Below are 24134 nucleotides of genomic sequence, written 5' to 3'. Positions count from 1 at the left end.
CGCCCGCGCATCAGGACCTGCCTATTCGAACTTCCCGTGACGCCCCGCCCCCTGGGCAAAGCGCGTGGCGCCGGCAATGGACTCCGACTCCAGCACCTTGACGCCGCGCGCGAACTCCTGACGCAGCGCTTCCTCCAGGCCCAGCCCCGCCTGGACGTAGGCGGATTGCCGGTCCGCGTTCATGCAGGCCTGGGGAAAGGCCGCCACCTCCCGGGCCAGCGCCTCGGCCGCCTCGCGCGCCTTCCCCCGGGGCACCACGCGGTTGACCAGCCCCATGGCCAGCGCCTCCTGGGCCGCGACGGGCCTGCCGGTGAGGATGAGGTCCAGCGCCCGCGACAGGCCAATGAGCCGGGGCAACCGGACGGTGCCTCCGTCGATGAGCGGCACGCCCCAGCGCCGGCAGAAGACGCCCAGCACCGCGTCCTCCTCGGCCACGCGCAGGTCGCACCACAGCGCCAGCTCCAGCCCGCCCGCCACCGCGTGTCCGCCAATGGACGCGATGACGGGCTTGGACAGCAGCATGCGCGAGGGGCCCATGGGGCCGTCGCCGTCCAGCTCCAGCCGGGGCATCCGGCCCTCCGCCACGGCCTTCAGGTCCGCGCCCGCGCAGAACGTCCCCCCGTCGCCATGCAGCACGCCGACGCGCGCATCCGGGTCCGCGTCGAAGGCGCGGAAGGCGTCCGCCAGCGCCTGGGCGGTGGCGCCGTCCACGGCGTTGCGCACCTCGGGGCGGTGCAGGATGACGGTGGTGACGGGGCCGTTCTTCTCGACGCGCACGCTCATGGCGGCGGAGTCTTCTGCTCCTGCGCGTGGTTCGCAATCCTCCACGCCGCGCTCACATGGGTGCGAAGGCGCCCTCCCCCGCCGACAGGCCGTGGATGATGCGCGCCACCTGTCGCAGGTCCTCGACGAAGGCCTCCAGCGCGGCCTCCCGGGCCCGAGGGTCCGGCGCCCGGAGGATGGAGGAGGGATGCACCGTCGCCACCACCACGCGCGCCCACGACGACGCCACCGGCTGGCCTCGCGACTGCGTCACCCGGAAGTCCTTGCCCAGCAGTGCCTGCGCCGCCGTGGCCCCCAGGCAGACGAGGACGTCCGGGCGGAACACGCGAATCTCCGCCTCCAGCCACGGCAGGCAGGCGCGAATCTCCGTCGTGGTCGGCTTCGCGTGGATGCGGCGGGGCCCCTGGCCGGTCCACTTGAAGTGCTTCACCGTATTGGTGACGTACACCTGCGAGCGGTCGATTCCGGCGGTCTCCAGCGCCTCGTCCAGCAGCCGGCCAGAGGGCCCCACGAAGGGCCTGCCGGCCCGGTCCTCCTGGTCCCCCGGCTGCTCCCCCACCAGCATCACCCGGGGGCCGGGACGGGGGTGGCCCTCGGGCTCGCCGAAGACAGTCTGGGTCCCCGTGCGCCACAGCGGGCAGGCCTGACAGCCCGCGGCGGCCTTTCGGAGCTTGTCGTACGTCGGAGACTCGGGGATGAGGGGGGCCGCGGTGGTCTGGACGGAAGGACGCTTGGGCATGGCTGACTCACAAGGTACTCACGGCACTCACGACGCAACCGGCCCCTCGGGCATGTTCGCCAACCGCCTGCGCAAGGGCGACAAGCGCTTCCGCAAGTGGGCCCGCACGCAGGGCCTGACGGCCTTCCGCGTCTATGACCGGGACATTCCCGAGTACCCCTTCGCCATCGACGTCTACGGCGACTGCGCCCACGTCGTGGAGTACCCGCGTCGGCGCGCGATTGCCTCCGGCGCCGCGGACACGCAGCGGGAGGAGGTCCTGGCCGCGGTGACGCAGGTGCTGGCGGTGCCCCCCGAGCGCATCTTCGTGAAGACGCACACGCCCCAGCCCTGGGGCCGCTCGCAGTACGGCCGGGTGGGCCAGGACAGCGGACGCCTGGTGGTGGAAGAGCAGGGCCTGAAGTTCTGGGTGAACCTGGGCGACTACCTCGACACCGGGCTCTTCATGGACCACCGCAACACCCGCGCGCGCGTGCGGCAGGAGGCCCGGGGCAAGCGCTTCCTCAACCTCTTCGCGTACACCGGCGCCTTCACCGTCTACGCCGCCGCCGGAGGGGCCGCGAGCACGATGACGGTGGACCTGTCCAACACGTACCTCGACTGGGCCGAGGACAACCTGGAGCTCAACGGGCTCGCCGACGCGCGCCACGTCCTGGTGCGCGCGGACGCCAAGGCCTGGGTGGAAGCCCAGGCGGATGCACCGGAGCGGTACGACCTGGTGGTGTGCGACCCGCCGTCCTTCTCCACGTCGAAGAAGATGTCGGGCAGCTTCAACGTGCAGCGCGACCACCCGCGCCTGCTTGCCGCCATCCGGGCGCTATTGGCCCCCGGCGGCGTCCTCTACTTCTCCACCAACTTCCTGGGCTTCCAGCTGGAGCCGAAGGCCACGCGGGGGATGGAGGTGGAGGAAATCACCCCACGCTCCATCCCCGAGGACTTCCAGCGCAAGGAGATCCACCGCTGCTGGCGCATGGTGGCTCCCTGACGCGGCCGTCCGCCCGGACTACAGCCAGCAGACGTTGTCGATGCAGCGCTCGCCGGCGGGGCACTCGCAGTTGGCCTGGCAGCTGTTGCCGCTGCCCGTGTTGACGGGCTTGCAGATGCCGTCCGTGCAGACCTGGCCCGACGGGCACTCGCAGTTGGCGCGGCACACCTGCGTCGACGTCCCGGCGTCCTGCTCCGGCGGAGGCGGCGGCACCTTGCACTGGCCGTTGGAGCAGACCTGGCCCGAGGGGCAGTCGCAGTTGGCCTGGCAAGCCGTGCCCGTGCCCGCGTCCGGCGGCGGAGGCGGCGGGGCCGGCGGGCGGCAGTAACCGTTGGTGCAGACCTCACCCGAGGGGCAGTCGCAGTTGGCGAGGCACGTCTGGCCCGGGTCCGGCTGGGGCGACTTGCACTGGCCATTGAAGCAGACCTGGCCGGCGGGGCACTCGCAGTTGGCGCGGCACTCGCCCCCGTCCGGGATGGGCATGCAGTAGCCAATCTGGCAGGAGTAGTCCTCCGGGCACTGGGTGGTGGAGTCGCAGGCCGCGCGGCACTGGCCATCCACGCAGTCCTTCCCGCCGGTGCAGTCCGCGGCGGTGGTGCAGGCATTCGGGTCCACCACCGGGCGCGGGCGGCACAGGCCACTCACGCACATCTCCGTGGCGGCGCACCAGGTGTCGTCATAGCAGCCGCGGACGCACTCGTTGTTGATGCAGTAGTTCCCCCCACCGCAGTCCAAGCTCACCCGGCACTGCTGAGGACCGGGGCCACCGTCCACCGCGCCACCATCCGGGCGCGTGCCGCCGTCCGGACGCGTACCGCCGTCCCCGGACCCGTTCCCGACGCAGTAGCGGTCGTCGCACCGCTGGCCCGGGCCGCAGTCGGAGTCACGGGCGCAGAACTGCGAGCAGACGGAGTTGATGCAGATTTGCGCTCCGGGGCAGTCGCTGGACCTCGAACACTCGCCCGAGCCGCTCGGGATGTCCCGACACACGCCCCCCCGGCAGCTCTCGCCGCTGCCGCAATCCCAATCGGAGGAGCAGTCGTAGATGTCGTCGTAATAGTCGTCATCGTACCAGTCGTCCTCACCATGGACGATGCAGCTGGGAAGGATGGCGAGTACGGCGAGCAGCGACAGCCACATCAGGCCACGTCTGGGCGTGTTCCGCATGAGTGGGGACTCCAACAATTCTGGGGGACCGGTCCGGCCACCGGAGGGGTTGTCCGGCTTCAGCAGCGATGGACTCCGTAGCGCAGACGGATGATCAAAAAATTTATTTGATCGGCTTTCGTCTTTCCGGAGACCCATGGCCATGGAGGTATGTAGTGGCCTGGACCATCCATCTGGCCTCCGGGCCGGCATCGAGCCGGGTCGGACCGTGGCCGCCACCCGACGAGGGAGACCCGCCGGTGTTCCTGCGCGGAGCCCGCTCATTCACGCACGTCACCGGCCTCCCGGAGGCGAGGACGGACGCCGTCGCGTCCGGGGCACCGGCGTTGGATGAGCCCCGGCTCCAGGGGCTGGTCCGCCGCATCCAGGATGGAGACTCGACCGCTTTCGAACAGCTCTATGCGCTCACGCGGACGGATGCCGCCCGCACGCTGTGGCATCTGGTGGGAAACCGCGTGGACGTGGAGGACCTCCTCCAGGAGGCCTATCTCCGGCTGCTGACGGCCGTGAAGCGCTACCGGGGTGAGTCCCGGTTCCGGACCTTCTTCTATCGGGTCTGCTCGAACGTGGCCCTGTCCCACCTGCGCTGGAAGCGGCGCCGGCCCGAGGACAGCGTGTGGGAGCTGCCCGAAACGGAGGCCGACGGCGAGGACCCTGAGCGCGCCGCGTCGCGGCGTCAGGCGGCCCGGCTGGTGGAGCTGGCGCTGGAGCGGCTGAAGCCGAAGAAGCGCATCGTGTTCGTGTACTACGAGCTGTGTGGCATGAGCCCGGACGAGATAGCCGAGGCCGTGGGAAGCTCGCCCAACACCGTCCGCAGCCGCCTGCACCATGCGCGGCTGGAGTTCAACGAGGCCATGCAGCGACTGCTCGGCGCCAGCCGTCCCGGAGGTCCCCATGGCGCGCCATGAGCACCTCGCCCTGTGGGCACTGGCGGCCGGGGAGCTGGACGCGAAGGAACGGAGCCGCGTGGAGGCGCATGTCGCGTCGTGTGCGGCGTGTGCCCAGGCGCTGGAGCAGGTCAGGCAGTCCCGCGCCGTCCTGCACGAAGCACGCGGCGTGACGCCTGTCCCGCGTACCGAGGCGATGAGCGAGTCGCTGCGCGCGGCGGCGGCGCGGAGACTCGAGGGTGCGCGGCCCAGCCCCCGCTGGCCGTGGGCCGTGGCCCTCGCAGGCGCCTGCGCGGTGATGCTGGCGCTGTGGCTGGTACGGAGCCCGACCTCCTCGGATGGAGGCGGGGTGCTGGTGACGGAGCGGCCCGTTCAGGGCGCTGGGGCTTCGGGCCAGACCGCTCCGCCCAGCGATGCCCCCCGCCCCGGGAGCGTCGCCACTTCCAGCGCGATGGGCACCAGCGACACGCCTACCTCTCCCCAGGACGCATCGCTGGACCGCGTCACCATCGTCGAGGCGGAGCGCGTTGCCACCTCGGGCGCCGTGCTGCGAGAGACCGGCGGCCAGGAGCGTGCGCTGAAGCCCGGCATGCGGCTGGAGTCGGGCACGGCCGTGCGCACCCCCGCACGCGCCAGTGCGCTGCTGCGCCTGCCGGATGCGAGCCGTGTGCGCCTGTCCGCGGGCTCGGAGGTCGAGCTCTCCCGAGCGGAGTCGCGCGACGTGCACCTCACCTTGAAGGAGGGGCGCGTGGCCGTGGAGGCTTCGCACGCCGAGCGGCACGGCTTCCTGGTCGAAGTCGCGGGCCTGCGCGTGTCCGTGGTGGGCACCCTCTTCACCGTCGAGCGCACGACGGACGGCGCGGCGGTGGCGGTGGCGGAGGGCCAGGTCCGCGTCGAAGCGGAAGGCCAACCGGCCCGCCTGGTCGGCCCGGGCGAGCGTGTGGAGCTCCACACGAAGAATCACACCCTGAGCCAGCGGAAGGTGTCCAACCCAGACCTGCGCGCCTTCGAGGAGCTCAAGGCCTCCGCCGTCCCGGCGCCCGCGCGCCCACCACGGCCCGGCGTGTCCCGTCCCGCCTCCAGTCAGAAGGCGAAGGAGCCCGTCGTGGTGACGCCGCCGACCACGCCAGGAGCGGTCGCGGCCGTGACGCCCGGTCCCCACACACTTCCCAACGATGCCCCCGCGGCCCCGCCAGCGCCGCCGCCCGCCCATGCCCTGGCCCCAGCCAGCGCCGCGGGCAGCACGGCCACCGCGTCCCCGCCCCCGGTCGACCCGGCCCAGGAGTTCGCCCCCTACCCCGTGCCTTCGGTGAATCCTCCCGCGTCTCCCGCGCCCGAGGCGCCGCCGGAGCCTCGGTCAGAGGCCGTGGCGACGAAGCAGGCATCGAAGAAGCGCGAGCCCCTGATTCCCATGGCCCTGGTCTCCAGGAACGCGGACGAGCGCTTCCTGGGATACGCGCGGCTCCAGGTGAACTCGCGCAAGTGCGAGAGCTTCCTCGTGGGGCTGGAGGAGATTGCCCAGCGCAGCCCCCGCGCCTCGCATCGAGAGCAGGCACGCTACCTGCGCGCCCGCTGCTTCGAGGAGAAGCTCGAGTCCCACCGGGCCCGGGACGAGTACCGCCAGTACCTCCAGGAGTTCCCGCGCGGGCGCTACGCCAAGGAGGCCCGCACCGGGCTGCTCCCCTGAGGGTGCCGCCGGGTGTCACCGTCCCTGTCCCGACACGCGTCCACCGCGCGCACGGAAGGGCTCAGCCTTCGGTGCCCGTGCGCGGCAGCTTCTGCGGCGGCTCCGTGGCGTTGCCTCGCGCCACCAGCTCGCGAACCACGGACTCCAGCGCGCGGATGCGCCGGCCCGCGCGGCCAGGGGCCCACTGCGGCACCTCCGGCCCTTTCAGTAGCTGCATCGCCTGCTCCACCCCGCCCGCCTTGCCCTTGAGCGCGCGCGCGGTGGCCAGCCGCACGCTGCTCGCGGGGCGCCGGGTGATGCCGCCAGCCCACAGCAGGTCCAGGGCGAAGGTCGTCCACACCGCCAGCTCGTCATCCGGGCGCAGGAAGGCCTCGAAGCGCTTCATCGCCTCCGCCCGGGGCTCGCCCGCGCGAAGGACGGCCTCGGACAGCTCCACGTGCAGCGGCGTGCTGTAGGCCAGCGGCTGCTCCGGCGCGATGATGGCCTCGAAGCGCTCCCCCGTGGACGGCCGGCACGCCACCGCGTGCACCAGCTCGGTGGGGATTTCCTCGCCGCCCGCGGGGTGCGCGTTGGCCTCGCCGTAGAAGACAACCAGCTTCTCGAAGCGCTCGGCCAGCGTGCGCAGCTCCAGCGGCGGGCGCCAGGGACCGAAGTAGATGCGGCGCCGGTTGGGCGTCGTGCGCGTCGCCTGCCGCGCCAGCTGCGTGTCCACCATGTACTCGAAGGCGCGCAGCATGGTGTCGAACCGCGCCGGGTCACCTTCCAGGATGCCCAGCATCTCCACCACCGCCTCGATGGTGGACACGCAGTGGTCCGCGGGCTCGGAGCGGATGCGGTAGTTGCTCGGCCGGCGAGGCACGAAGCCGATGCGCGGCAGCCCGGCCAGCACCGGGTTGCGCGAGACGACCTTCTTCGCCTGCGGCCAGGTACCGTCCACCACGATGAGCGTCCTGGGTGGGTTGCGGCGCGCCTCCTCCACCGAGATGGCGTCCTCGCCCGGGAACAGCACGGCCACCGACTCCGGGTGGGCCGCCAGCTCCTCCAGGCGCTTGTGGCCGGTGAAGTCCACGCCTTCATGCAGCTCGGAGTTGGACAGCGCCAGGTGGGCCATGCGCGCGGTGCCAATGGCCACGCGCCGCTCGCGTGGATGCTGGAGGAACACGACGCGCGTGCGGGTCTCCAGCTGGGGCGGCAGTTGCGCGCAATAGCACGCGCTCTCGGGACGGCGGCAACGCAGACAGAGGTTACGCACGGCTCCCGCCTTTACGGCACACCCTGGGGCCGGGCAAGCACCACCCATGGACCGCCCTGCCTCCCGCCTTCCGAATCAGCGGGCGAGCAACCTCGACAAATTGATTCACATGCGAACTATATCAATACAATCTTTCCGATGAGCCCACCCCTGACTCGCTCCAACTTCGGCTACCAGCTCCTCCTGCTGGCGCGTCGGTGGCGGCAGCTGGTCGACGCCGAGCTCGAGGCGTACCAGCTGTCCGATGCCACCTGGCGGCCCCTGGTGCATCTCAGCCATCTGGGCGACGGCGTGCGGCAGAAGGACCTCGCCAGCGGCCTGGGGATTGGCGGCCCCGCGTTGGTGCGGCTGCTCGATGCCCTGGAAGAACAAGGCCTCATCGAACGCGATGACGATGCGGAAGACCGCCGCGCCAAGCGCATCCGGCTGACGAAGGCAGGCAGGGAGCTGTCGCAGCGCGTGCGCGGGGTCCTCTCCGAGCTGGAGAGCGAGTTTCTCGGTGGGCTCCGAGACGCCCAGCTCGAACAGTGTGGGCGCATCTTCGAGCAGCTCGATCAGGGGATGCAGGCCGTCAGCGCGCGACAGAGCCGGAACAACCCATGAGCGAGCCGCACGCGCCGACGTGGAAGGCGAAGTGGGGCTTCCTCCTCACCCCGCCCCGGCCCGCGCGCCTGTTCAGCCTGCGGACGACGGCGACCGCGCTCGCGGCCTTCCTCGCCGCCTTCGCGATGGGCCTTCCCAGCCCCCACTGGGCCGCCATGACGGTCTGGGTCCTCGCCCCGCATCCGCCGCGCTTCGTCGTCGCGTTCGACAAGGCCCTGCCCTCCCCGTGACGATGTTCTCCCACCTCGCCGGGCGACGGAGTACAGAGGCGCAGTGAATCTGCTGCTCCTGCTCGACGAGGACTTCCTGCCGGATGGCACCGCGCGGCTCACCGGACGGCGGGCCCAGCACGCGCGGGAGGTGCTGCGCGCCGAGCCCGGTGAGTCCCTTCGCGTGGGGCGCCTGGGCGGCCTCACCGGGACGGGCGAGGTCCTGGAGAACAGCGCCGGCGTCCTGCACGTGCGCGTCACCCTGACCGAGCCCCCACCGCCCCGCGCGGGCGTGGACCTGCTGCTCGCCATTCCCCGTCCCAAGGCGCTGAAGAAGGTGCTGCCCGCGGTGGCCTCGCTGGGCGTGGACCGAATCGTCCTGGTCAACGCGGCGCGCGTGGAGAAGAGCTACTTCGACTCCAAGGTGCTGGACCCCGCCTTCGTCCACGAGCTGCTCATCCAGGGCCTGGAGCAGGCCCGGGACACCCGGCTTCCGGAGGTCCTGGTGCGCGAGCGCTTCCGCCCCTTCGTCGAGGACGAGCTCGACGCCCTGTTCGGCGCCGAGGCGCTCCGCCTGCTCCCCCACCCGCCCGCGAAGCAACCCCTCCGCGCGCTGGGCGTGGGTTCGGCACGGCGCGTCGTGCTGGCCATCGGCCCTGACGGCGGCTGGGTGCCCTTCGAAGCCGACCTCCTGGAAGCCCACGGGTTCCATCCTTTTTCGTTGGGGCCCCGCATACTCCGGGTGGAGACGGCCGTGCCGGTGCTCCTGGGGCAGGTGGCGCTTCTTCGGGAAGACATCGCGGCACACTTCGAGCCAACTCGCGCTTGAAGTGCCGCCGGGCGCGGGTGAAGAGTTGTCCATGGCCACGACCCGCTCTTCCGCCGCAGCGCAGCCCGACCCGGGCGAGCAACAGCCCCTCGTCACGTCCGAGCCACAGGCCCCCGAGGCCGTGCCGGCGAAGCCCGCATCGCACGACACGGCGCCGCCACCGGCCCTGCTCGACTTCATGATGAAGGACTGGAAGCCGCGCTCGAAAAAGCTCCCGCCCAGAATCAAGAACGCGGAGTCCTTCAAGGCCCGCCGCCGCGCGCTCTCCAAGCTGTTCCCTGGTGAGACGCTCGTCATCCCCACCGGGCATGAGAAGGTGCGCGCCAACGACACCAACTTCCGCTTCCGGCCGGGCAGCGACTTCTACTACCTCACCGGCAACCTGGAGCCAGACTGCGTGCTCGTCCTCCAGCCCAAGGAGAAGGGCGGCCACACCGACGTGCTCTTCGTGGAGCCCAACCCGGGCCGCACCGACGCGACGTTCTTCACCGACCGCGTGAAGGGCGAGCTGTGGGAAGGCCCGCGCCTGGGCGTGAAGGAGAGCCAGGCCCGCTACGGCGTGGACCAGGCCCGGGGCCTCAACGAGCTTCCCGACTTCCTCTCCAGCCTCCGCGGCGCGACGAGCCAGCCCACGCGCGTGCTGCGCGGCCTGTCGCCCAAGGTGGACGGGGCCGTGCCGGAGCCCAGCGAGAAGGACAAGGACAAGGGGCTGGCCCAGGCCCTGTCGGAGATGCGGCTGCTCAAGGACGCGCAGGAGCTGCGCGAGCTGCAGACGTCCATCGACTCCACGCATCGCGGCTTCGAGGACGTCATCCGCGGCCTGAAGACGGCGAAGACGGAGCGCTACGTGGAGGGCATCTTCAACCTCCGCGCTCGCGTGGAGGGCAACGACGTGGGCTACCGCACCATCGCCGCCTCCGGTGCCCATGCCTGCATCCTGCACTGGCACCACAATGACGGGCCGCTCGTGCCCGGCGACCTGCTCCTGCTGGACGCGGGCGTGGAGGGCCAGACGCTCTACACCGCGGACATCACGCGCACGCTGCCCATCAGCGGGAAGTTCTCCAAGGAGCAGCGCGAAATCTACGAACTGGTGCTGGCGGCGCAGGACGCGGCCTTCGCCGCGGTGAAGCCGGGCAACGACTTCATGGAGCCCAACCGCGCGGCCATGCGCGTGCTCGCCGAGGGCCTGGAGTCGCTGGGCATCCTCGAGGACGCGGCCGAGGCGCTCAAGGACGAGCACCAGTTCTACAAGCGCTACTCGCTCCACAACGTCAGCCACATGCTGGGCCTGGACGTGCACGACTGCGCCCAGGCGCGGCAGGAGGCCTACAAGTACGGGAAGCTCCAGCCGGGCATGGTGCTGACGGTGGAGCCCGGCCTGTACTTCCAGACGGACGACCTCACCGTGCCCAAGCGCTACCGCGGCATCGGCGTGCGCATCGAGGATGACGTCGTCGTCACCGCGCGCGGCTGCAAGGTCCTCTCCGCCAACATCCCCCGCGCCACCAGGGACGTGGAGGCGTGGATGAAGTCCCTCTGGGCGGAGGGCAAGACCGGCAAGAAGGCCAAGAAGAAGAACAAGAAGTAGGCCGCGGGCTACTTCGGCTTCTCAGGGGCGGGGACGGGCTTCGCGCTCGCCGCCGTCCGCTCCTGCCAGTCGGCCAGCGACAGCGGCTTCACGTCCTTGAGCGTGGACACCGACACGTCGAACGTGCGCGGCCCCGAATTCGTATCCGGCCCGGCGGTGAAGTTCAGCCGGTGGATTTCGTGCCCGTCCTCCGTCTCCAGCACCACGCGCCAGTTGCCCGGCTTCAGGTGGGACGTCGTCGCGTAGTAGCGGTAGCCGCCGTCCGTGCCGTTGCTGCTGACGGTGGCCATGAAGCCGTTGCCGTACGTCGTCCACCCCTTCTGCGGGTCGTCGAAGTACCAGCGCACGCGGACCTTGTACGACTGGAAGTGCTTCGGCGCGAAGATGCGGAAGAAGTAGTAGGGCTTGTCCCCCGGCTGCATCAGGAAGTCCGGGTCGCCCCACGTCCAGGGCTTGTACCAGGCCCCGGAGTCCACCGAGGACAGGTGGTAGACGCCCGGGCTCACCCGCTCCACCTGGTGGTAGATGCCCGCGAACTGCACCGCCACCGGCAGCGGCGGAATCACGCCCACCAGGTACAGGCCCAGCAGCGCCGCCTGTACACCAAAGCCGGGGATAGCCACGTTGCGCAGCAGGTAGCGGTTGTCCGGCCGCCAGCGTTTGATGAGGCGCATCACCCCGAAGATGCTCCCCGAGCCCAGCGCGACGGCCAGCAGGAAGACCCAGAAGCCCATGCGCCCGAGCACCACCGGGAGCAGGCACACGAAGTACATCGTCACGCACAGGCTGAGCAGCACCATGCGCATGACGGGGCCCAGCTTGCGGAACACGGGCAGCTCGTTGGCCGCCAGCAGGACGAAGAGCCCCACCACGAACAGGTAGGGCAGCGCGCCCGACGAGCTCCTGAAGAGCAGCAGCATGAACGCGCTGAGCAGGCTTCCGAAGAGGAAGTGGATGGCGTCCTCGCGCCAGCGCCACACCTTCTGGAGGAACTTCGGAGGCTCCACGCCGTCCGGGTAGCGCTGCTCCAGCAGCAAGAGCCCCGTGAGCCCCAGCAGGTACCCGAAGTTCTGGCCCAGCGTCAGGGTGTCGTCGATGCGGCTGAGCGTGAGGACGTCGTAGAGGAAGCCGCCGAAGAAGAAGAGCGCCATCTCCCACTTCTCGTGGCGGGCGCGGAACTGCTGCACCTTGTCCAGGAGCGTGGGCGTCTTCGCCGTTTCCACCAGGTCGTCCGGGTCCACCGCCACGCCTGGCGCCTGGGCCGGCAGCACGGTGTCCGTCAGGGCGACGGCGGCGTTGGTTTCAGGGACGGGGACGTTCGCTTCGACGGCGGGGACGGCGGGCGCGTCGGCGGCTTCGTCCGGAGTCTGGGGGGCGTTGTGACGGTTGGCGGTGACCACGGGTTCCTCGGGGCAGCGGCCGCCCATCCTAGCCGCAGCGAGGGGAGGTGGTCTCCCCTCGCCCGACAGGCCCCGAGGGGCGTCCGCTAGGCCGGGCTCTTGCCCGCGACCAGGTCGGCCAGCTCACCGCGCTCGGCCAGCTCCATGAGGATGTCGGAGCCGCCGATGAACTGCCCGTTGATGAAGACCTGCGGAATCGTGGGCCAGTTGGTGAAGTCCTTGATGCCCTGGCGAATCTCCGGGTCGGCGAGCACGTCCACCGTGTGGATGTCCCCGAAGGGCTGCAGCAGCTGCAGGGCTCGCGCGGAGAAGCCGCACTGGGGGAACAGGGCGTTGCCCTTCATGAAGAGGACAATCTTGTGCGACTTCGTCTCCTGCTCCAGCCGGGCCTTGAGTTCAGGCGTCATGGGTACCGCTCCTTCTAGCGTGTCCCGAGCTTCTTCCACTGCTCGGGTGAGTAGGTCTTTAGCGCGAGCGCATGCAGCTCGCCGCTCTTCAGCCACTGCTGCAGGGGCGCGTACACGAGCTGGTGCTGCTGCACCATCGCTTTCCCCGCGAAATCGGGGCTCACCACCCGGGCCTCGTAGTGGTCTCCCGTCCCGGTGTAGTCCCGCACCTCCACCTCGGAGCCCGGCAGGGCCTCCAGGATGCGGGCCCGGATGAATTCGGCGTCGAGCATCAGTTCATTCCCCTTCCCATCACCAGCATGGCGGGGTCCACCCCCATGCTTCGCAACGTCGTATCCCACAGCTTCGAGGGCTCCTGGCCAAGCACCGCCTCCGCGGTGGCCTCGGTGAAGAGCCAGGAGCCGGCGGCAATCTCGCTCTCCAGCTGGCGGGGGCCCCAGCCCGCGTAGCCCAGGCAGAAGCGCAGGCGCGGGTGGGGATTGGTCAGCAGCGGTCCCAGCGCGTCCAGCGTCACGCTCAGGAACAGGCCGGGAAGCACCGGGTGCTTCTCCCGCTGCTCCGCGTCGTCGTGGAGGACGAAACCGCGCTGCGGCTCCACCGGGCCGCCCAGGAAGACGGCGTGCTCCTTGCGCCCGGCGGCGATGCCCAGGTTCTGCCCGCGCGCCAGCTCGCCGAGCGTCAAGGGGGCCCCGCGGTTGATGACGAGCCCCATGGAGCCCGTCTCACTGTGCTCGAGCATCAGGACGACCGAGCGGTAGAAGTTCGGGTCGCCGAGCTGGGGCATGGCCAGCAGCAAGCCGGGAGCGAGGTTCTTCACGGAAGGAGCATCAACCGTTCACGCGGATGGCGCAACCGGAACCCGCCCCGGCGGCCCCTGCCGGAGGGGCGTCAGTGCCAGCTCGTATGCCTGGACTGGAGCGCCTCGGCCAGGCGCTGAGGGTCCAGGGGCTTGCCGATGAAGAGGTCCGCCCCCAGGCCCTTGCACTTGCGTGCCATGGCCGCGTCGCTCATGGCGCTCACGCCGATGAGCACGGATTGGGGGAAGCGCTCGCGCAGCCGGGACATCAGGGTGGCCCCGCTGCGGCCCGGCAGGAAGACGTCCACGATGGCGGCGTCCATGCGCTTGTTGCGCACGGCGAACTCGGCCTCCTCGGCGCTGCCCACGGGCAGGGGCTCGTAGCCCCAGCCCGCCAGCATCTCCACGAGGATTTCGCGGTGGGCGGGGTCGTCCTCGACGACGAGCACCGCGCCTCGCACGGGCTCCAGCTTGAGCGCGTCCGTCTGCTGCTCGCGCTCACGGGTGTCGAGTCCGGTGGAGATGGCAAGCTCTTCGCTGGGCGTGAGGGACATGAGGGCACCGATGTGGGCAAAAGGTTTCCGTGTGAGGAGAACCCCTCCCTCAACGTTGGGAATTCCACTTCACTCGGGAGCGGGCGCCCTGCGCGCGGTGTCCGTCAGGTCGCCCGGCGAGGTGCCCCGGAGAGCGCCTGGGAGGCGAGCGAGGCGCCGAGCACCAGCAGCACGAGCAGGGCCCAGGCAGGCAGCACCACCCGGCCGCCGCCCTCGTAGATGAGGGCCGCGTAGCTGGTGCCCAGGTAGCGCCCCAGGGACATGGGCTCCATGCGGGCGATGCCGAAGAAGCTCACGGTGGACTCGGTGAGGATGGCGGCGGGGAGGCGGGAGAGGAACACCGCCAGCGCGAAGGGGCGCAGCGCGGGCCACAGGTGCACGCGCAGCAGGTGCAGGCCACCGCCTCCGAGCGCGCGGGCCGCGGCCACGTACTCCTGCGACTCGAGCGTCGCCAGGCGGTTGCGGAACATGCGCGCGGGACCCGCCCAGCCAACCAGGGCCAGCGAGGCGACCATCAATCCGAACGGGCCCAGGCCGCTACCCTGCCCCGCGTCCGACAGTGACTGCCCCGCGAGCTGGAGCACCATCACCACCAGCACGTCCGGGAGGGCGAAGACGGCGTCCACGCCGCGCAGCAGCGCCTGCTCGACGGCGCCGCCCGAGAGCCGGGCCACCGCGGCGACGGTGAGGCCGATGAGCGTGGAGAGCGCGCCCGCCGCGAGGCCCACGGCGAGCGAGACCCAGAGCCCACCGAAGGCCAGCTCGCACACGGTGCGGTCCGGACGCGTGGGGTCCATGCCCAGCGGACAGGCCTGGGCCAGTGCCTCGGGGAAGAGCCGCCCCGCCACGAGGCTGAGGAGGCCCAGCCCGACGAGGAGCGCGAGGCCGACACGGGCGCGCGCGGGGACGCGGCTCATACCGTGGCCTCCCGGGAGCGCGGGTCCACGGCGTAGCGCAGCACCTCGACCGCGAGGCTCACGAGGACGAGCAACGTGGCGAAGGTGGTGGTGGCCACCACGACGACGGCCACCTGCTTGTTGAGCACCGCCAGGACGTAGAGCTGGCCGAAGTACGGCAGCCCCAGCACGCGCTCCGCCGCGAAAGAGCCGGCGAGGAGCGACGTGGCGACCGGCCCCACCGCGTCCAGCATCGCGGGCCACACGTTGGGCAGGACGTGACGGCGCAGGATGGTCGCCCGCGAGAGGCCCTTGCCCAGCGCGGTGCGCACGTAGTCACGGGACAGCTCGGCCTCCAGCGAATCCCCCACCAGCGTGCCCAGGAAGATGCCGGGCCAGATGGACGTCACCAGCGCCGCGCACAGCTCCGGCAGCAGGTGCCCGCGCTCCACCACGCTGGGAGCCAACAGCAACGCGGGGATGAAGACGGGGGTGCCGAAGGCCACGGCGGGCACGACATCGCCCATCGCGGCCCAGCGCCCCTTTCGCCAGCGCGTGCGCAGGAGCGCGAAGCCCAGGGCCCACGTCAGCGCGAGCGGCAGCGCCATCAACCCCACGCCCACGCTGCCGGAGAGCTTCGTCAGCAGCTCGTCGCCGGTGATGCCTTGTGCGCTCGTGCCCAGGCGCTCACCGCGGAACAGCTTCTCCCACGGACGCAGGAAGCCCAGGGGTTCGCCGATACCCAGGTCGCGCCGGTACGAGGCAGCCAGCTCGCGCGACACCTGCCGCTTGGCATCCGTCTCCGTCGTGAGCGGCAACGCGGCCATGAGGAAGTACGACGCGAGCGCCACCACCGGCACCAGCACCACCTGCCGCAACAGACGCTGGGCCACCGCCTTCATGGCGCGCCTCGCGCTGAAGAGGCGACGCGGCCTGCCCGGTCCCGGATGGGCGACCGGCGCCCCAAGGAGAGTCGCCCTCCCGTGAGGCAAAACTGCGCGGTGCGCGGTCGCTGGCCGTGCCCGGCGCAGCCACACACGGCGCCGCCTACGAGCGCGGTGAATCCGCCGCACTTCCCACATACCGGGCACCCAGCACGCGAGAGATGCAGGGAGCCATGTCCAGCCCGAGCGCTCACGGCGCCTCCCGAGCCTGGGGCGCCCCCGCCGGAGCCCCGAAACGCAGCGCTCGCAGCGCCAGGAAGTTGAACGGGTCCACGTCGAGCCCGCGCAGCTGTGCGCGCACGCGGTAGTAGCGGTCCGGGTGGTACAGGGGCGCAATCACCGCCTGCTCCCCCACCAGCACCTCCTGCGCCTGGACGTACCACGCGCGGGCGCTCGCCTCGTCCCGAGCACCGTCCCCGGCCTCCAGCAACCGCTCGAAGCGCGCCATGGGCTCGCCGCCCGCCTGCGTCTCCCAGCCCGTCTGGTGATTGCCCTCCCGCTCGAACAGCGTGAAGAACGTGTTCGGGTGCGCGTAGTCCGCGCCCAGCCGCCGCAAGTACAGGTCATACGTGCGAGGCCCCTGCGCCGAACGCCGCGCAATCTCCGCCGAGAAGTCCGAGCGCGCCTCCAGCACCACCTGCACTCCCACGCGCGCCAGCTGCGCGGCCACCCGCTCCGCGATGGCCACCTCCGGCACGAAGCCATCCCCCGACCGGTAGATGAGCCGCAGCGGCCGGTCCAACCCCGCCACCCCCGCCAGCTCCGCCCGGGCCTGCTCCGGCGCGTACTGCGGCAGGCGCGCGGCCTCCTCCGCCGTCGCAGCGCCCGGAAGCTCCGGTGGCAACAGCACGTGCGATGGCCGCGCCGCGGGCAACAGCCCCGCCACCAGCGCCTCGCGGTCCAGCGCCCGGGCCAGCGCGCGCCGCACCTCGGGCCGATCCAGCGGAGCCTTCTCCGTGTTGAAGGCGAGGAAGTACGTCGACAGCAGCGGCTCGCGGCGCAGGTCCACCGGCCGGTGGATGCGCAGCGCCGCGGCGCTGTCCACGAAGACGAAGTCCACGCGCCCGCGCTCATACAGCGCCGGGCCAATCTCCGACTTCATCAACGTCAGGACGGGCGCGGGCACCTCGCCCTCCGCCAGCGGCGGTGGAAACGCCGAAGCGGGGTTGTACACGAGCCGCACGCGCTCCCCCGCCCGGTCCCACTGCTCGACGCGGTAGGGCCCCAGCGCCAGCGGCCGGCCGTCGCGAGGGCGGTCGAAGTAGTCCCGCACCTCCTCGTCCGACTTCCCCTCCAGGTCCGCGGAGGGCGCCGGATAGAACAGGTACACGTTGGCCACACGGGCCAGGAAGTAGCTGCGGGGCCGCGCCAGGGTGACGCGCAACGTGTGCGCATCCACGGCCTCCACACCCACGCGCTCCAGCGCGGCGCGGACCTCGGCCTCCGGCGCGCCCTGCTCCTGGAGGGCCAGCACCTCCGAGGCGCCCTCCAGGTCCGCCATCTCCCCGCGCTCACGGCCCCGGAGCGCGCGCCGCCAGCCGATGACGAAGTCCCGCGCCACGAGCGGCGCGCCGTTGGACCAGCGCACATCCTGACGCAGATGGAACGTGTAGACGTCACGCCCCTGCGCGTCCGTGACGCGCTCCCAGCGCTCCGCCAGCCCCGGGCCCACGGTGTGGTCCGGAGCCAGCTGCGTGAGCCCGCGCTGCGTGGCCAGCATCACCGGGTAGTTCGCCCAGCTGTCCGGGTCCGAGTGATTCCAGTCCAGCGTGGTGGGCATGGACGGCACCACCACCTTCACGCCCGGCTCCGGCTGGAAGCCGCACGGCCCGCACGAGGCGGCCACCACCGCCACCAGGTACCACCACCACCGGAGTCGAGCGCGCGGAGCCACCAGCGCCCCTTCTACCCCGAAGCAACAGCCCTCCAAAAAGGAGAAGCCAGGCACCCCGGCGACCTCGGTCGACCGGCGTCCTGGCTTCCCTTCAGCTCACCCCGGCGGGCACGGCGGCCCGCCGGAGGCTGTCACGTCACCGCTAGGCCGGAGCCACGGCCGGCGAGGTGGCCGGCAGCTCGGCGCCGGGGCCCACCTTCCCGCCATCCTGGGTGACGGGCTTGCGGCCGAACTCCTCCGGCTTCTCCAGCACCAGCGCCTCGCGCAGCACCTCGTCCACGAACTCCACCGGGACGATGCGCAGCTGCTTGCGAATCTTCAGCGGGATGTCCTTCAGGTCCTTCTTGTTCGCCTTCGGGATGAGGACCGTCTTGATGCCCGCCCGGTGCGCGGCCAGCGTCTTCTCCTTCAGGCCGCCAATGGGGAGCACCCGGCCACGCAGGGTGATTTCACCCGTCATGGCCACATCGCGGCGGATGAGCACGCGCGTGAGCGCGCTCACCAGGGCGGTGCAGATGGTGACACCGGCGGACGGACCGTCCTTCGGAATCGCGCCCTCCGGCAGGTGGACGTGAATGTCGTAGTTCTCGAACACCTTGCGGTCGATGCCGAAGCGCTCGGCACGGCTGCGCACGTAGGACATGGCGGCCTGCGCGGACTCCTGCATCACCTCGCCCAGCTTGCCGGTGATGATGAGCTTGCCCTTGCCCGGCATCACCGTGGCCTCGGTGGTGAGGATTTCGCCGCCCAGCTCCGTCCACGCCAGGCCGGTGACGATGCCCACCTGGTCCTCGCGCTCCGCCACGCCGTAGCGGTAGCGGGGCGTGCCCAGGAACTTCATGGCCATCTTCCGGTCCACCTCGATGTCCCGCTTGCCGTTCTTCAGCACGTCGCGGGCAATCTTGCGGAACACGCCGCCAATCTCACGCTCGAGCGAGCGCACGCCCGACTCCCGCGTGTAGCGGTGGATGATGGTGCGAAGCGCCTGGTCGGAGATGTCGACCTTGATGTCCGTCAGCCCGTTGGCCTCCTGCTCCTTCGGGATGAGGTAGCGCCGGGCGATGGAGAGCTTCTCCGGCTCGGTGTACCCCGCGATGCGGATGACCTCCATGCGGTCCTGCAGCGGACCGGGGATGTTGTGCATCGTGTTCGCGGTGCAGATGAACATCACCTTGGACAGGTCGTAGTCGAGGTCCAGGTAGTGGTCGTTGAAGTTGTGGTTCTGCTCGGGGTCCAGCACCTCCAGCAGCGCCGCGCTCGGGTCGCCGCGGAAGTCCGTGGACATCTTGTCGATTTCGTCGAGCAGGAAGACGGGGTTGTTGCTGCCCGCCTTCTTCAGCGACTGGATGAGCTTGCCCGGCATCGCGCCGATGTACGTGCGCCGGTGGCCGCGAATCTCCGCCTCGTCACGCACGCCGCCCAGCGACAGGCGCACGAACTTGCGGCCCGTGGCCCGCGCGATGGAGCGCGCCAGCGACGTCTTGCCGACGCCCGGCGGGCCGACGAAGCACAGCACGGGGCCCTTGAGCTTCTTCACCAGCTGCTGCACGGCCAGGTACTCGAGGATGCGCTCCTTCGGCTTCTTCAGGCCGTAGTGGTCCTCGTTGAGCACCGTCTCCGCCTCGGTGACGTCCAGGCGGTCCTGCGTCTCGTCGTACCAGGGGAGGCTGATGATCCAGTCGATGTAGTTGCGGACGACGGTGGCCTCGGCGCTCATCGGGCTCATCATCCGGAGCTTCTTCAGCTCCTTCTTGACCTTGAGCGTGGCCTCCTTGCTCATCCGCTTGTTCTTCAGCTTCTCTTCAATCTCCTGGATCTCGTTCTTGAACTCGTCGCGCTCACCCAGCTCCTTCTGAATGGCCTGCATCTGCTCATTCAGGTAGTACTCCTTCTGGGTCTTCTCCATCTGCTTCTTGACGCGCGTGCGGATCTTCTTCTCCACCTGGAGAATCTCGATCTCACCCTGCATCAGCTCGTAGAGCTTCTCCAGGCGCTTGGCCGGGGACTCCGTCTCGAGCAGGGCCTGCTTGTCGTTCAGCTTCAGGGAGAGGTGCGCGACGATGGTGTCCGCCAGGCGCGCCGGGTCGTCGATGCTGGCGACCTGCATCAGCATCTCCGGGGGAATCCGCTTGTTGAGCTTGACGAAGGCCTCGAAGACGGAGTGGACGCTGCGCACGAGCGCCTCCAGCTCCACCGTCTTCTCCGTCTGCTCCTCCACCTCCTCCACCTCGACCATGAAGAAGGCGTCGTTGGGGTGGAACTTCTTCACCTTGGCGCGGCGCACGCCTTCGACCAGCACCTTCACCGTGCCGTCGGGCAGCGGGAGGAGCTGGATGACGTGGCCCAGCGTGCCGAAGTGGAAGATGTCGTCGGGGGTGGGGTCGTTCGTCTTGGCCTTCTTCTGCGCAGCCAGCAGGATGACGGCCTTGTCGTCCGGCCCCTTGTGCGCCATCGCGTCCTTCAACGCGGCGATGGACTTCTCCCGGCCGACGAACAACGGCACCACCATGTGCGGGAACACGATGATGTCCCGAAGGGGCAAGAGCGGGACCGTCAGACCCCGCTTCTGGGCTTCCTTCTTGTCGTCACGTCCGAAGAACATGTATCCGCCACCTGCGGGCCGTCATGGATGCCGGCCCCTAGAAGAGTTGCCCGCCTGCTCGCTCGTCGAGCATTCGTACGGGATGCAGCAGTTCTATAACACGGCGATTCGCGGCGCCGTTCCCCGCCTCAAGATTGGGGAACGGCGTCGTGCCATCAAGGGAACACCCGAGGCTCCCTCGGGTGTTCGCCGGGGGTGTCAGCGGCCCTGCGCCGCCACCCCACCCTGTGCCCCCTGGACCTCCAGGGCGTGGAACAGGAACGCGTAGAGGTCCGTGCTGGACTCGATGGCCTTGGCCACCTGGTCCGCGCCACCGTGGCCCGCGTTGGCCTCGATGCGCAGCAGCGCCGGCGCCGGGTTGCCCGGAGCGTTCTGCACCGCTGCCACGAACTTGCGGGCGTGCATCGGGTCCACCCGGTCATCGTGGTCCGCCGCCATCATCAGCAGCGCGGGGTAGCGCACGCCCGGCCGCACGTGGTGGTAAGGCGAGTAGGCGTACAGCGTCTTGAAGTCCTCGGCCTTGTCCGCCGTGCCGTACTCCGGAATCCACGTCCGGCCGCTGCCGAAGAGGTGGTAGCGCACCATGTCCAGCAGGGGCACCGCGCACACCACCGCCCCGTAGAGCTCCGGCCGCTGCGTCATCGCCGCGCCCACCAGCAGGCCGCCGTTGCTGCCGCCATGGATGGCCAGCCGCTTGGGCTGCGTGTACTTCGCCTGGACCAGGTACTCGGCCGCCGCGTGGAAGTCGTCGAAGACGTTCTGCTTCTTGTCCAGGCGGCCGGCGTCATGCCACGCCTTTCCGTACTCGCCACCACCCCGCAGGTTGGCCACCGCGTACACACCGCCCGCGTCCAGCCAGGGCAGGATGCTCGCGCGGAAGGTCGGCTCCATGCTCACGTTGAAGCCGCCGTAGCCGTACAGCAGCGTGGGCGCGTTGCCGTCCAGCGCCAGGTCCTTGCGGTGCACCACGAACATGGGCACCTTCGTCCCGTCCTTGGACGGGTAGAAGACCTGCTCGACCTTGTACTGCTCCGGGTTCATGGGCAGGTCCACCTTGGCCCAGAGCTCGGACTTCCCGGTGCTGACGGACGTCTTGTAGATCTGCCGCGGCGTCGTGAAGGACGTGAAGACGAAGTAGGCCTCATCCAGGTCCTCCAGCCCCACCAGGTTGGAAGCGGCGCCCACGCCCGGCAGCTGCACCGTGCGCACCGGCTGGCCCTTCAGCGTGGCCACGCGCACCTCGGTGGTGGCGTCCTTGAGGTACTCCAGCGCCAGGTGCCCGCCGACGATGTTCACGGACTGGAGCGAGGCCACCGGGTCCTCGGCGACAATCTCCTTCCACGCCGCGCGGGCCGGCTTCGCCGGGTCCACCTCGAAGATGCGCTGGCGCGGGGCGCCCTCGTCCGTGAGGACGTAGAAGCGGTCCTTCCAGGCGTGCACCTCGTACTTGGCGCCCTCGCCCTTCACCAGCAGGCGGAAGTCCTTCTCACCCGGGCGCTTCCAGTAGATGTCGTTCTCGCTCCAGCCGCGGAGGATGTAGACGAAGAGGTACTTGCCGTCGCGGCTCAGGTCGCTCTGGAGGAACGTCGTCGGGTCCCCCGTGCGCTCGTGCACCACCGCGTCCTTCGCCGGGTCCGTGCCCAGCACGTGGTAGCGGATGGTGGTGTAGCCGGGCCGCTCATCCACCTTGATGGACGGGTCGGTGGGCAGCCACTCGTAATAGAAGCCCTTGCTGTCCGGCGTCCACCGGGGCGTGGCGTACTTGCCGCCCTCGATGACGTCCACCTTGGACCACTCGCCCGAGTCCACGTCGATGACGTGCAGCACCGCCTCGTCCGCGGCGTTGGGCTTCTGGGCAAAGGCCACCTTCTTGCCGTCCCACGACACGGACCAGGTGCCCAGCGACACGGTGCCGTCCTCGCTCCACGTGTTCGGGTCCAGCAGCACCTTCTCCGGCCCGCTCTCGCCCTGGCGCCAGTAGACGATGCCCTTCTCCTTGTCCTTGTGCGTGCGCGTGTAGAAGTAGCGCCCGTTGCGGCGGGACGGCGTGGAGATGGAGTCGGTGTAGAACAGCTCCTTGAAGCGCTTCGCCAGGGCGTCGCGGCCGGGGAACGTCGCCAGCTGCTCGCGGGCGAAGGCGTCCTGCGCCTTCATCCAGGCCTGGACCTCGGGAGCCTTCTCGTCCTCGAGCCAGCGGTACGGGTCCGCCACCTGGACGCCGTGCAGGGTGTCGACAATCTGCTCCGCCCGGGTCGCCGGGTATGACATGCGGGGAGACTCCTCAGGTACGGGGGCCGCGGAGGCTGCAGCGGGAAGCTCTTCGCGCGCCGCCTCCTTCTGGGAGGCACACGCCGCGAGCGACATCAGGGCGGGGACGAGCAGCTTTCTCATGGCCCCAGCACATACAGAAAGGCCCGGGGCCATCCCACAAAAAGTGTGGCGGGGCCAACGGTGCCCGGCCCCTCCCCTGACGAAAGGGGCGCGCCCGGACCACCCTGGGTGGCTCCGTGACGCGCCCCGTCAACCTGCCAGCACCCGGCCCTCGGGGGCCGGTGGCGTCAGGCGGATTCCTTCTTGGGCTCCGCGGCGTCCTTGTCCGGCTGCGCGTGGAGCACCACCGGCTCGCTCTTCTTGAGAATCACTTCCTCGGAGATGAGCACCTCGCGGGCCGTCTTGCGGGACGGGATTTCGTACATCACGTCCAGCATGGCCGACTCCAGGATGGAGCGCAGGCCACGGGCGCCCGCCTTGCGGCGGATGGCCTCGTTGGCAATGGCCTTGAGGGCGCCATCGGTGAACTTCAGCGTCACGCCGTCCAGCTCGAAGAGCTTGCGGTACTGCTTGGTGAGCGCGTTCTTCGGCTGGTTGAGGATGTTGATGAGCGCGGCCTCGTCCAGCTCCTCCAGCGCGGTGATGATGGGCAGGCGGCCGATGAACTCCGGAATCATGCCGAACTTCAGCAGGTCCTCCGGCTCCACGTGCTTGAGCAGCTCCGTGAGGCTGCGTTGCTTCTTGGACTGCACGTCCGCGCCAAAGCCGAGGCTGCGCCCGCCCAGGCGCCGCTCAATCACCTGGTCCAGCCCGCCGAAGGCGCCGCCGCAGATGAAGAGGATGTTGGTGGTGTCCACCTGCAGGAACTCCTGCTGCGGGTGCTTGCGGCCGCCCTTGGGCGGGACGTTGGCCACCGTGCCTTCGATGAGCTTCAGCAGCGCCTGCTGGACACCCTCGCCGCTGACGTCGCGGGTGATGGAGGGGTTCTCCGACTTGCGCGCAATCTTGTCGATTTCGTCGATGTAGACGATGCCGCGCTGGGCCCGCTCGATGTCGTGGTCGGCGGCCTGCAGCAGGTTGACGATGATGTTCTCCACGTCCTCGCCCACGTAGCCGGCCTCGGTGAGGCAGGTGGCGTCGGCGATGGTGAAGGGCACGTTGAGGATGCGCGCCAGCGTCTGCGCCAGCAGCGTCTTGCCGCTACCGGTGGGCCCCAGCAGGAGGATGTTGCTCTTCTGGAGCTCCACGTCCTCCATCGAGACCTTGGACTCGATGCGCTTGTAGTGGTTGTGCACGGCGACGGAGAGCGTCTTCTTCGCGCGCTCCTGCCCAATCACGTACTCGTCCAGCACCGCCTTGATTTCGGAGGGCCGGGGGATGCGCAGCTTGGTGTCCTTCGTCTCCTCGCGGTCGATCTCCTCCGCGATGATGTCATTGCACAGCCCGATGCACTCGTCGCAGATGTAGACCGTCGGCCCCGCGATGAGCTTCTTCACCTCCTTCTGCGACTTTCCACAGAAGGAGCAGCAGAGGGTCTGGTTGTCTCGCTTCTCCACGTTCTTGCCCGCCATTTCGTCCCTCGCTGCGCCTGATAGGCCCCCAACCCCGAACTCCACCCCGTTCCCGGCTCGGGTCCAA

General features: G+C 70.0%; 22 protein-coding genes. 7 read left to right on the top strand and 15 right to left on the bottom strand.

Annotation, left to right across the window (positions count from 1 at the left end; all coding sequences use genetic code 11):
* Positions 1–21 precede the first annotated feature (21 nt).
* Both VZL07_RS24740 and VZL07_RS24735 read right to left on the bottom strand, forming a co-directional pair.
* Positions 22–783 carry a crotonase/enoyl-CoA hydratase family protein gene (locus VZL07_RS24740; RefSeq protein ID WP_426750098.1) on the bottom strand — a complete coding sequence of 254 codons (762 nt, stop codon included), beginning with the start codon at positions 781–783 and terminating at the stop codon, positions 22–24.
* Positions 784–835: 52 nt separating this feature from the next.
* A complete protein-coding gene (locus VZL07_RS24735; RefSeq protein ID WP_426750097.1) occupies positions 836–1522 on the bottom strand; it encodes a UdgX family uracil-DNA binding protein in 687 nt (228 codons plus the stop codon).
* Here VZL07_RS24735 and VZL07_RS24730 point away from each other — a divergent pair.
* Complete coding sequence (locus VZL07_RS24730; RefSeq protein ID WP_426750096.1) at positions 1521–2507, top strand: class I SAM-dependent methyltransferase; 987 nt, start codon at positions 1521–1523, stop codon at positions 2505–2507. The two genes, VZL07_RS24735 and VZL07_RS24730, sit on opposite strands and share 2 nt — an antisense overlap.
* A gap of 18 nt (positions 2508–2525) precedes the next feature.
* Here VZL07_RS24730 and VZL07_RS24725 read toward each other — a convergent pair whose 3' ends face one another.
* Complete coding sequence (locus VZL07_RS24725) at positions 2526–3674, bottom strand: Dickkopf N-terminal cysteine-rich domain-containing protein (protein WP_426750095.1); 1149 nt, start codon at positions 3672–3674, stop codon at positions 2526–2528.
* 239 nt (positions 3675–3913) lie between these two features.
* On the opposite strand from VZL07_RS24725, the gene VZL07_RS24720 reads away from it, so the two are divergent.
* Both VZL07_RS24720 and VZL07_RS24715 read left to right on the top strand, forming a co-directional pair.
* Complete coding sequence (locus VZL07_RS24720) at positions 3914–4582, top strand: RNA polymerase sigma factor (RefSeq protein ID WP_426757373.1); 669 nt, start codon at positions 3914–3916, stop codon at positions 4580–4582.
* A complete protein-coding gene (locus VZL07_RS24715; protein ID WP_426750094.1) occupies positions 4569–6248 on the top strand; it encodes a FecR domain-containing protein in 1680 nt (559 codons plus the stop codon). The genes VZL07_RS24720 and VZL07_RS24715 overlap by 14 nt, the downstream gene beginning before the upstream one ends.
* A gap of 61 nt (positions 6249–6309) precedes the next feature.
* Here VZL07_RS24715 and VZL07_RS24710 read toward each other — a convergent pair whose 3' ends face one another.
* Entirely contained in the window at positions 6310–7548 is a 1239-nt protein-coding gene (locus tag VZL07_RS24710; protein WP_426750093.1) for a tRNA-uridine aminocarboxypropyltransferase, read from the bottom strand.
* Positions 7549–7638: 90 nt separating this feature from the next.
* Here VZL07_RS24710 and VZL07_RS24705 point away from each other — a divergent pair, with 90 nt between their 5' ends.
* Genes VZL07_RS24705 through VZL07_RS24690 form a run of 4 tightly spaced genes read left to right on the top strand, consistent with a single transcriptional unit; the run spans position 7639 to position 10732 of the window.
* On the top strand, positions 7639–8103 hold the full coding sequence (locus VZL07_RS24705; RefSeq protein ID WP_426750092.1) for a MarR family transcriptional regulator: 465 nt from the start codon (positions 7639–7641) through the stop codon (positions 8101–8103).
* Positions 8100–8333 (top strand): FUSC family protein, encoded by a 234-nt coding sequence (locus VZL07_RS24700; RefSeq protein WP_426750091.1) that lies wholly within the window; start codon positions 8100–8102, stop codon positions 8331–8333. Before VZL07_RS24705 ends, VZL07_RS24700 begins: the two co-directional genes overlap by 4 nt.
* 43 nt (positions 8334–8376) lie before the next feature.
* Positions 8377–9141 (top strand): 16S rRNA (uracil(1498)-N(3))-methyltransferase, encoded by a 765-nt coding sequence (locus VZL07_RS24695; RefSeq protein ID WP_426750090.1) that lies wholly within the window; start codon positions 8377–8379, stop codon positions 9139–9141.
* A gap of 31 nt (positions 9142–9172) precedes the next feature.
* Entirely contained in the window at positions 9173–10732 is a 1560-nt protein-coding gene (locus VZL07_RS24690) for an aminopeptidase P family protein (protein ID WP_426750089.1), read from the top strand.
* An 8-nt stretch (positions 10733–10740) separates the two neighbouring features.
* Here VZL07_RS24690 and VZL07_RS24685 read toward each other — a convergent pair whose 3' ends face one another.
* The 11 genes from VZL07_RS24685 to clpX all read right to left on the bottom strand — a co-directional run bounded on the left by VZL07_RS24685 (position 10741) and on the right by clpX (position 24067).
* Positions 10741–12132: a DUF2914 domain-containing protein gene (locus VZL07_RS24685; RefSeq protein ID WP_426750087.1), complete on the bottom strand. Its 1392-nt coding sequence runs from the start codon at positions 12130–12132 to the stop codon at positions 10741–10743.
* Between the two features lie 86 nt (positions 12133–12218).
* Entirely contained in the window at positions 12219–12539 is a 321-nt protein-coding gene (grxD, locus tag VZL07_RS24680; RefSeq protein WP_426750086.1) for a Grx4 family monothiol glutaredoxin, read from the bottom strand.
* Between the two features lie 14 nt (positions 12540–12553).
* Positions 12554–12811 (bottom strand): BolA family protein, encoded by a 258-nt coding sequence (locus VZL07_RS24675; RefSeq protein WP_011552107.1) that lies wholly within the window; start codon positions 12809–12811, stop codon positions 12554–12556.
* Positions 12811–13356: a YqgE/AlgH family protein gene (locus VZL07_RS24670; RefSeq protein WP_426750085.1), complete on the bottom strand. Its 546-nt coding sequence runs from the start codon at positions 13354–13356 to the stop codon at positions 12811–12813. The genes VZL07_RS24675 and VZL07_RS24670 overlap by 1 nt, the downstream gene beginning before the upstream one ends.
* Positions 13357–13427: 71 nt before the next feature.
* A complete protein-coding gene (locus VZL07_RS24665; protein WP_426750084.1) occupies positions 13428–13889 on the bottom strand; it encodes a response regulator in 462 nt (153 codons plus the stop codon).
* A gap of 104 nt (positions 13890–13993) precedes the next feature.
* Positions 13994–14806, bottom strand: coding sequence for an ABC transporter permease subunit (locus tag VZL07_RS24660; RefSeq protein WP_426750083.1), 813 nt, complete (start codon positions 14804–14806; stop codon positions 13994–13996).
* On the bottom strand, positions 14803–15687 hold the full coding sequence (locus VZL07_RS24655; RefSeq protein WP_426750082.1) for an ABC transporter permease subunit: 885 nt from the start codon (positions 15685–15687) through the stop codon (positions 14803–14805). The genes VZL07_RS24660 and VZL07_RS24655 overlap by 4 nt, the downstream gene beginning before the upstream one ends.
* A 232-nt stretch (positions 15688–15919) precedes the next feature.
* Positions 15920–17626, bottom strand: a complete 1707-nt coding sequence (locus VZL07_RS24650; RefSeq protein ID WP_426757372.1) for a peptide ABC transporter substrate-binding protein — start codon at positions 17624–17626, stop codon at positions 15920–15922.
* A 139-nt stretch (positions 17627–17765) separates the two neighbouring features.
* Positions 17766–20225, bottom strand: coding sequence for an endopeptidase La (lon, locus tag VZL07_RS24645; protein WP_426750081.1), 2460 nt, complete (start codon positions 20223–20225; stop codon positions 17766–17768).
* 198 nt (positions 20226–20423) lie between these two features.
* Positions 20424–22589 carry a prolyl oligopeptidase family serine peptidase gene (locus VZL07_RS24640; protein WP_426757371.1) on the bottom strand — a complete coding sequence of 722 codons (2166 nt, stop codon included), beginning with the start codon at positions 22587–22589 and terminating at the stop codon, positions 20424–20426.
* A gap of 194 nt (positions 22590–22783) precedes the next feature.
* Entirely contained in the window at positions 22784–24067 is a 1284-nt protein-coding gene (gene clpX, locus VZL07_RS24635) for an ATP-dependent Clp protease ATP-binding subunit ClpX (protein WP_426750080.1), read from the bottom strand.
* Between the last annotated feature and the right edge of the window lie 67 nt (positions 24068–24134).

The sequence above is a fragment of the Pseudomyxococcus flavus genome, assembly GCF_050038885.1.
GTDB lineage: Bacteria > Myxococcota > Myxococcia > Myxococcales > Myxococcaceae > Myxococcus > Myxococcus flavus.
The sequence above is the reverse complement of the archived record's forward strand: the minus strand, read 5'-3'. Positions and strand labels throughout refer to the sequence as shown.

Excerpts from the sequence above, each read along its gene's own strand:
- lon (WP_426750081.1), bottom strand. The coding sequence starts at position 20,225 with ATGTTCTTCGGACGTGACGACAAGAAGGAAGCCCAGAAGCGGGGTCTG.
- VZL07_RS24665 (WP_426750084.1), bottom strand. The coding sequence starts at position 13,889 with ATGTCCCTCACGCCCAGCGAAGAGCTTGCCATCTCCACCGGACTCGAC.
- VZL07_RS24655 (WP_426750082.1), bottom strand. The coding sequence starts at position 15,687 with ATGAAGGCGGTGGCCCAGCGTCTGTTGCGGCAGGTGGTGCTGGTGCCG.
- VZL07_RS24735 (WP_426750097.1), bottom strand. The coding sequence starts at position 1,522 with ATGCCCAAGCGTCCTTCCGTCCAGACCACCGCGGCCCCCCTCATCCCC.
- grxD (WP_426750086.1), bottom strand. The coding sequence starts at position 12,539 with ATGACGCCTGAACTCAAGGCCCGGCTGGAGCAGGAGACGAAGTCGCAC.
- VZL07_RS24675 (WP_011552107.1), bottom strand. The coding sequence starts at position 12,811 with ATGCTCGACGCCGAATTCATCCGGGCCCGCATCCTGGAGGCCCTGCCG.
- VZL07_RS24705 (WP_426750092.1), top strand. The coding sequence starts at position 7,639 with ATGAGCCCACCCCTGACTCGCTCCAACTTCGGCTACCAGCTCCTCCTG.
- VZL07_RS24660 (WP_426750083.1), bottom strand. The coding sequence starts at position 14,806 with ATGAGCCGCGTCCCCGCGCGCGCCCGTGTCGGCCTCGCGCTCCTCGTC.
- VZL07_RS24640 (WP_426757371.1), bottom strand. The coding sequence starts at position 22,589 with ATGTCGCTCGCGGCGTGTGCCTCCCAGAAGGAGGCGGCGCGCGAAGAG.
- VZL07_RS24700 (WP_426750091.1), top strand. The coding sequence starts at position 8,100 with ATGAGCGAGCCGCACGCGCCGACGTGGAAGGCGAAGTGGGGCTTCCTC.
- VZL07_RS24715 (WP_426750094.1), top strand. The coding sequence starts at position 4,569 with ATGGCGCGCCATGAGCACCTCGCCCTGTGGGCACTGGCGGCCGGGGAG.
- VZL07_RS24690 (WP_426750089.1), top strand. The coding sequence starts at position 9,173 with ATGGCCACGACCCGCTCTTCCGCCGCAGCGCAGCCCGACCCGGGCGAG.
- VZL07_RS24740 (WP_426750098.1), bottom strand. The coding sequence starts at position 783 with ATGAGCGTGCGCGTCGAGAAGAACGGCCCCGTCACCACCGTCATCCTG.
- VZL07_RS24730 (WP_426750096.1), top strand. The coding sequence starts at position 1,521 with ATGGCTGACTCACAAGGTACTCACGGCACTCACGACGCAACCGGCCCC.
- VZL07_RS24710 (WP_426750093.1), bottom strand. The coding sequence starts at position 7,548 with ATGGGTGGTGCTTGCCCGGCCCCAGGGTGTGCCGTAAAGGCGGGAGCC.
- VZL07_RS24725 (WP_426750095.1), bottom strand. The coding sequence starts at position 3,674 with ATGCGGAACACGCCCAGACGTGGCCTGATGTGGCTGTCGCTGCTCGCC.
- clpX (WP_426750080.1), bottom strand. The coding sequence starts at position 24,067 with ATGGCGGGCAAGAACGTGGAGAAGCGAGACAACCAGACCCTCTGCTGC.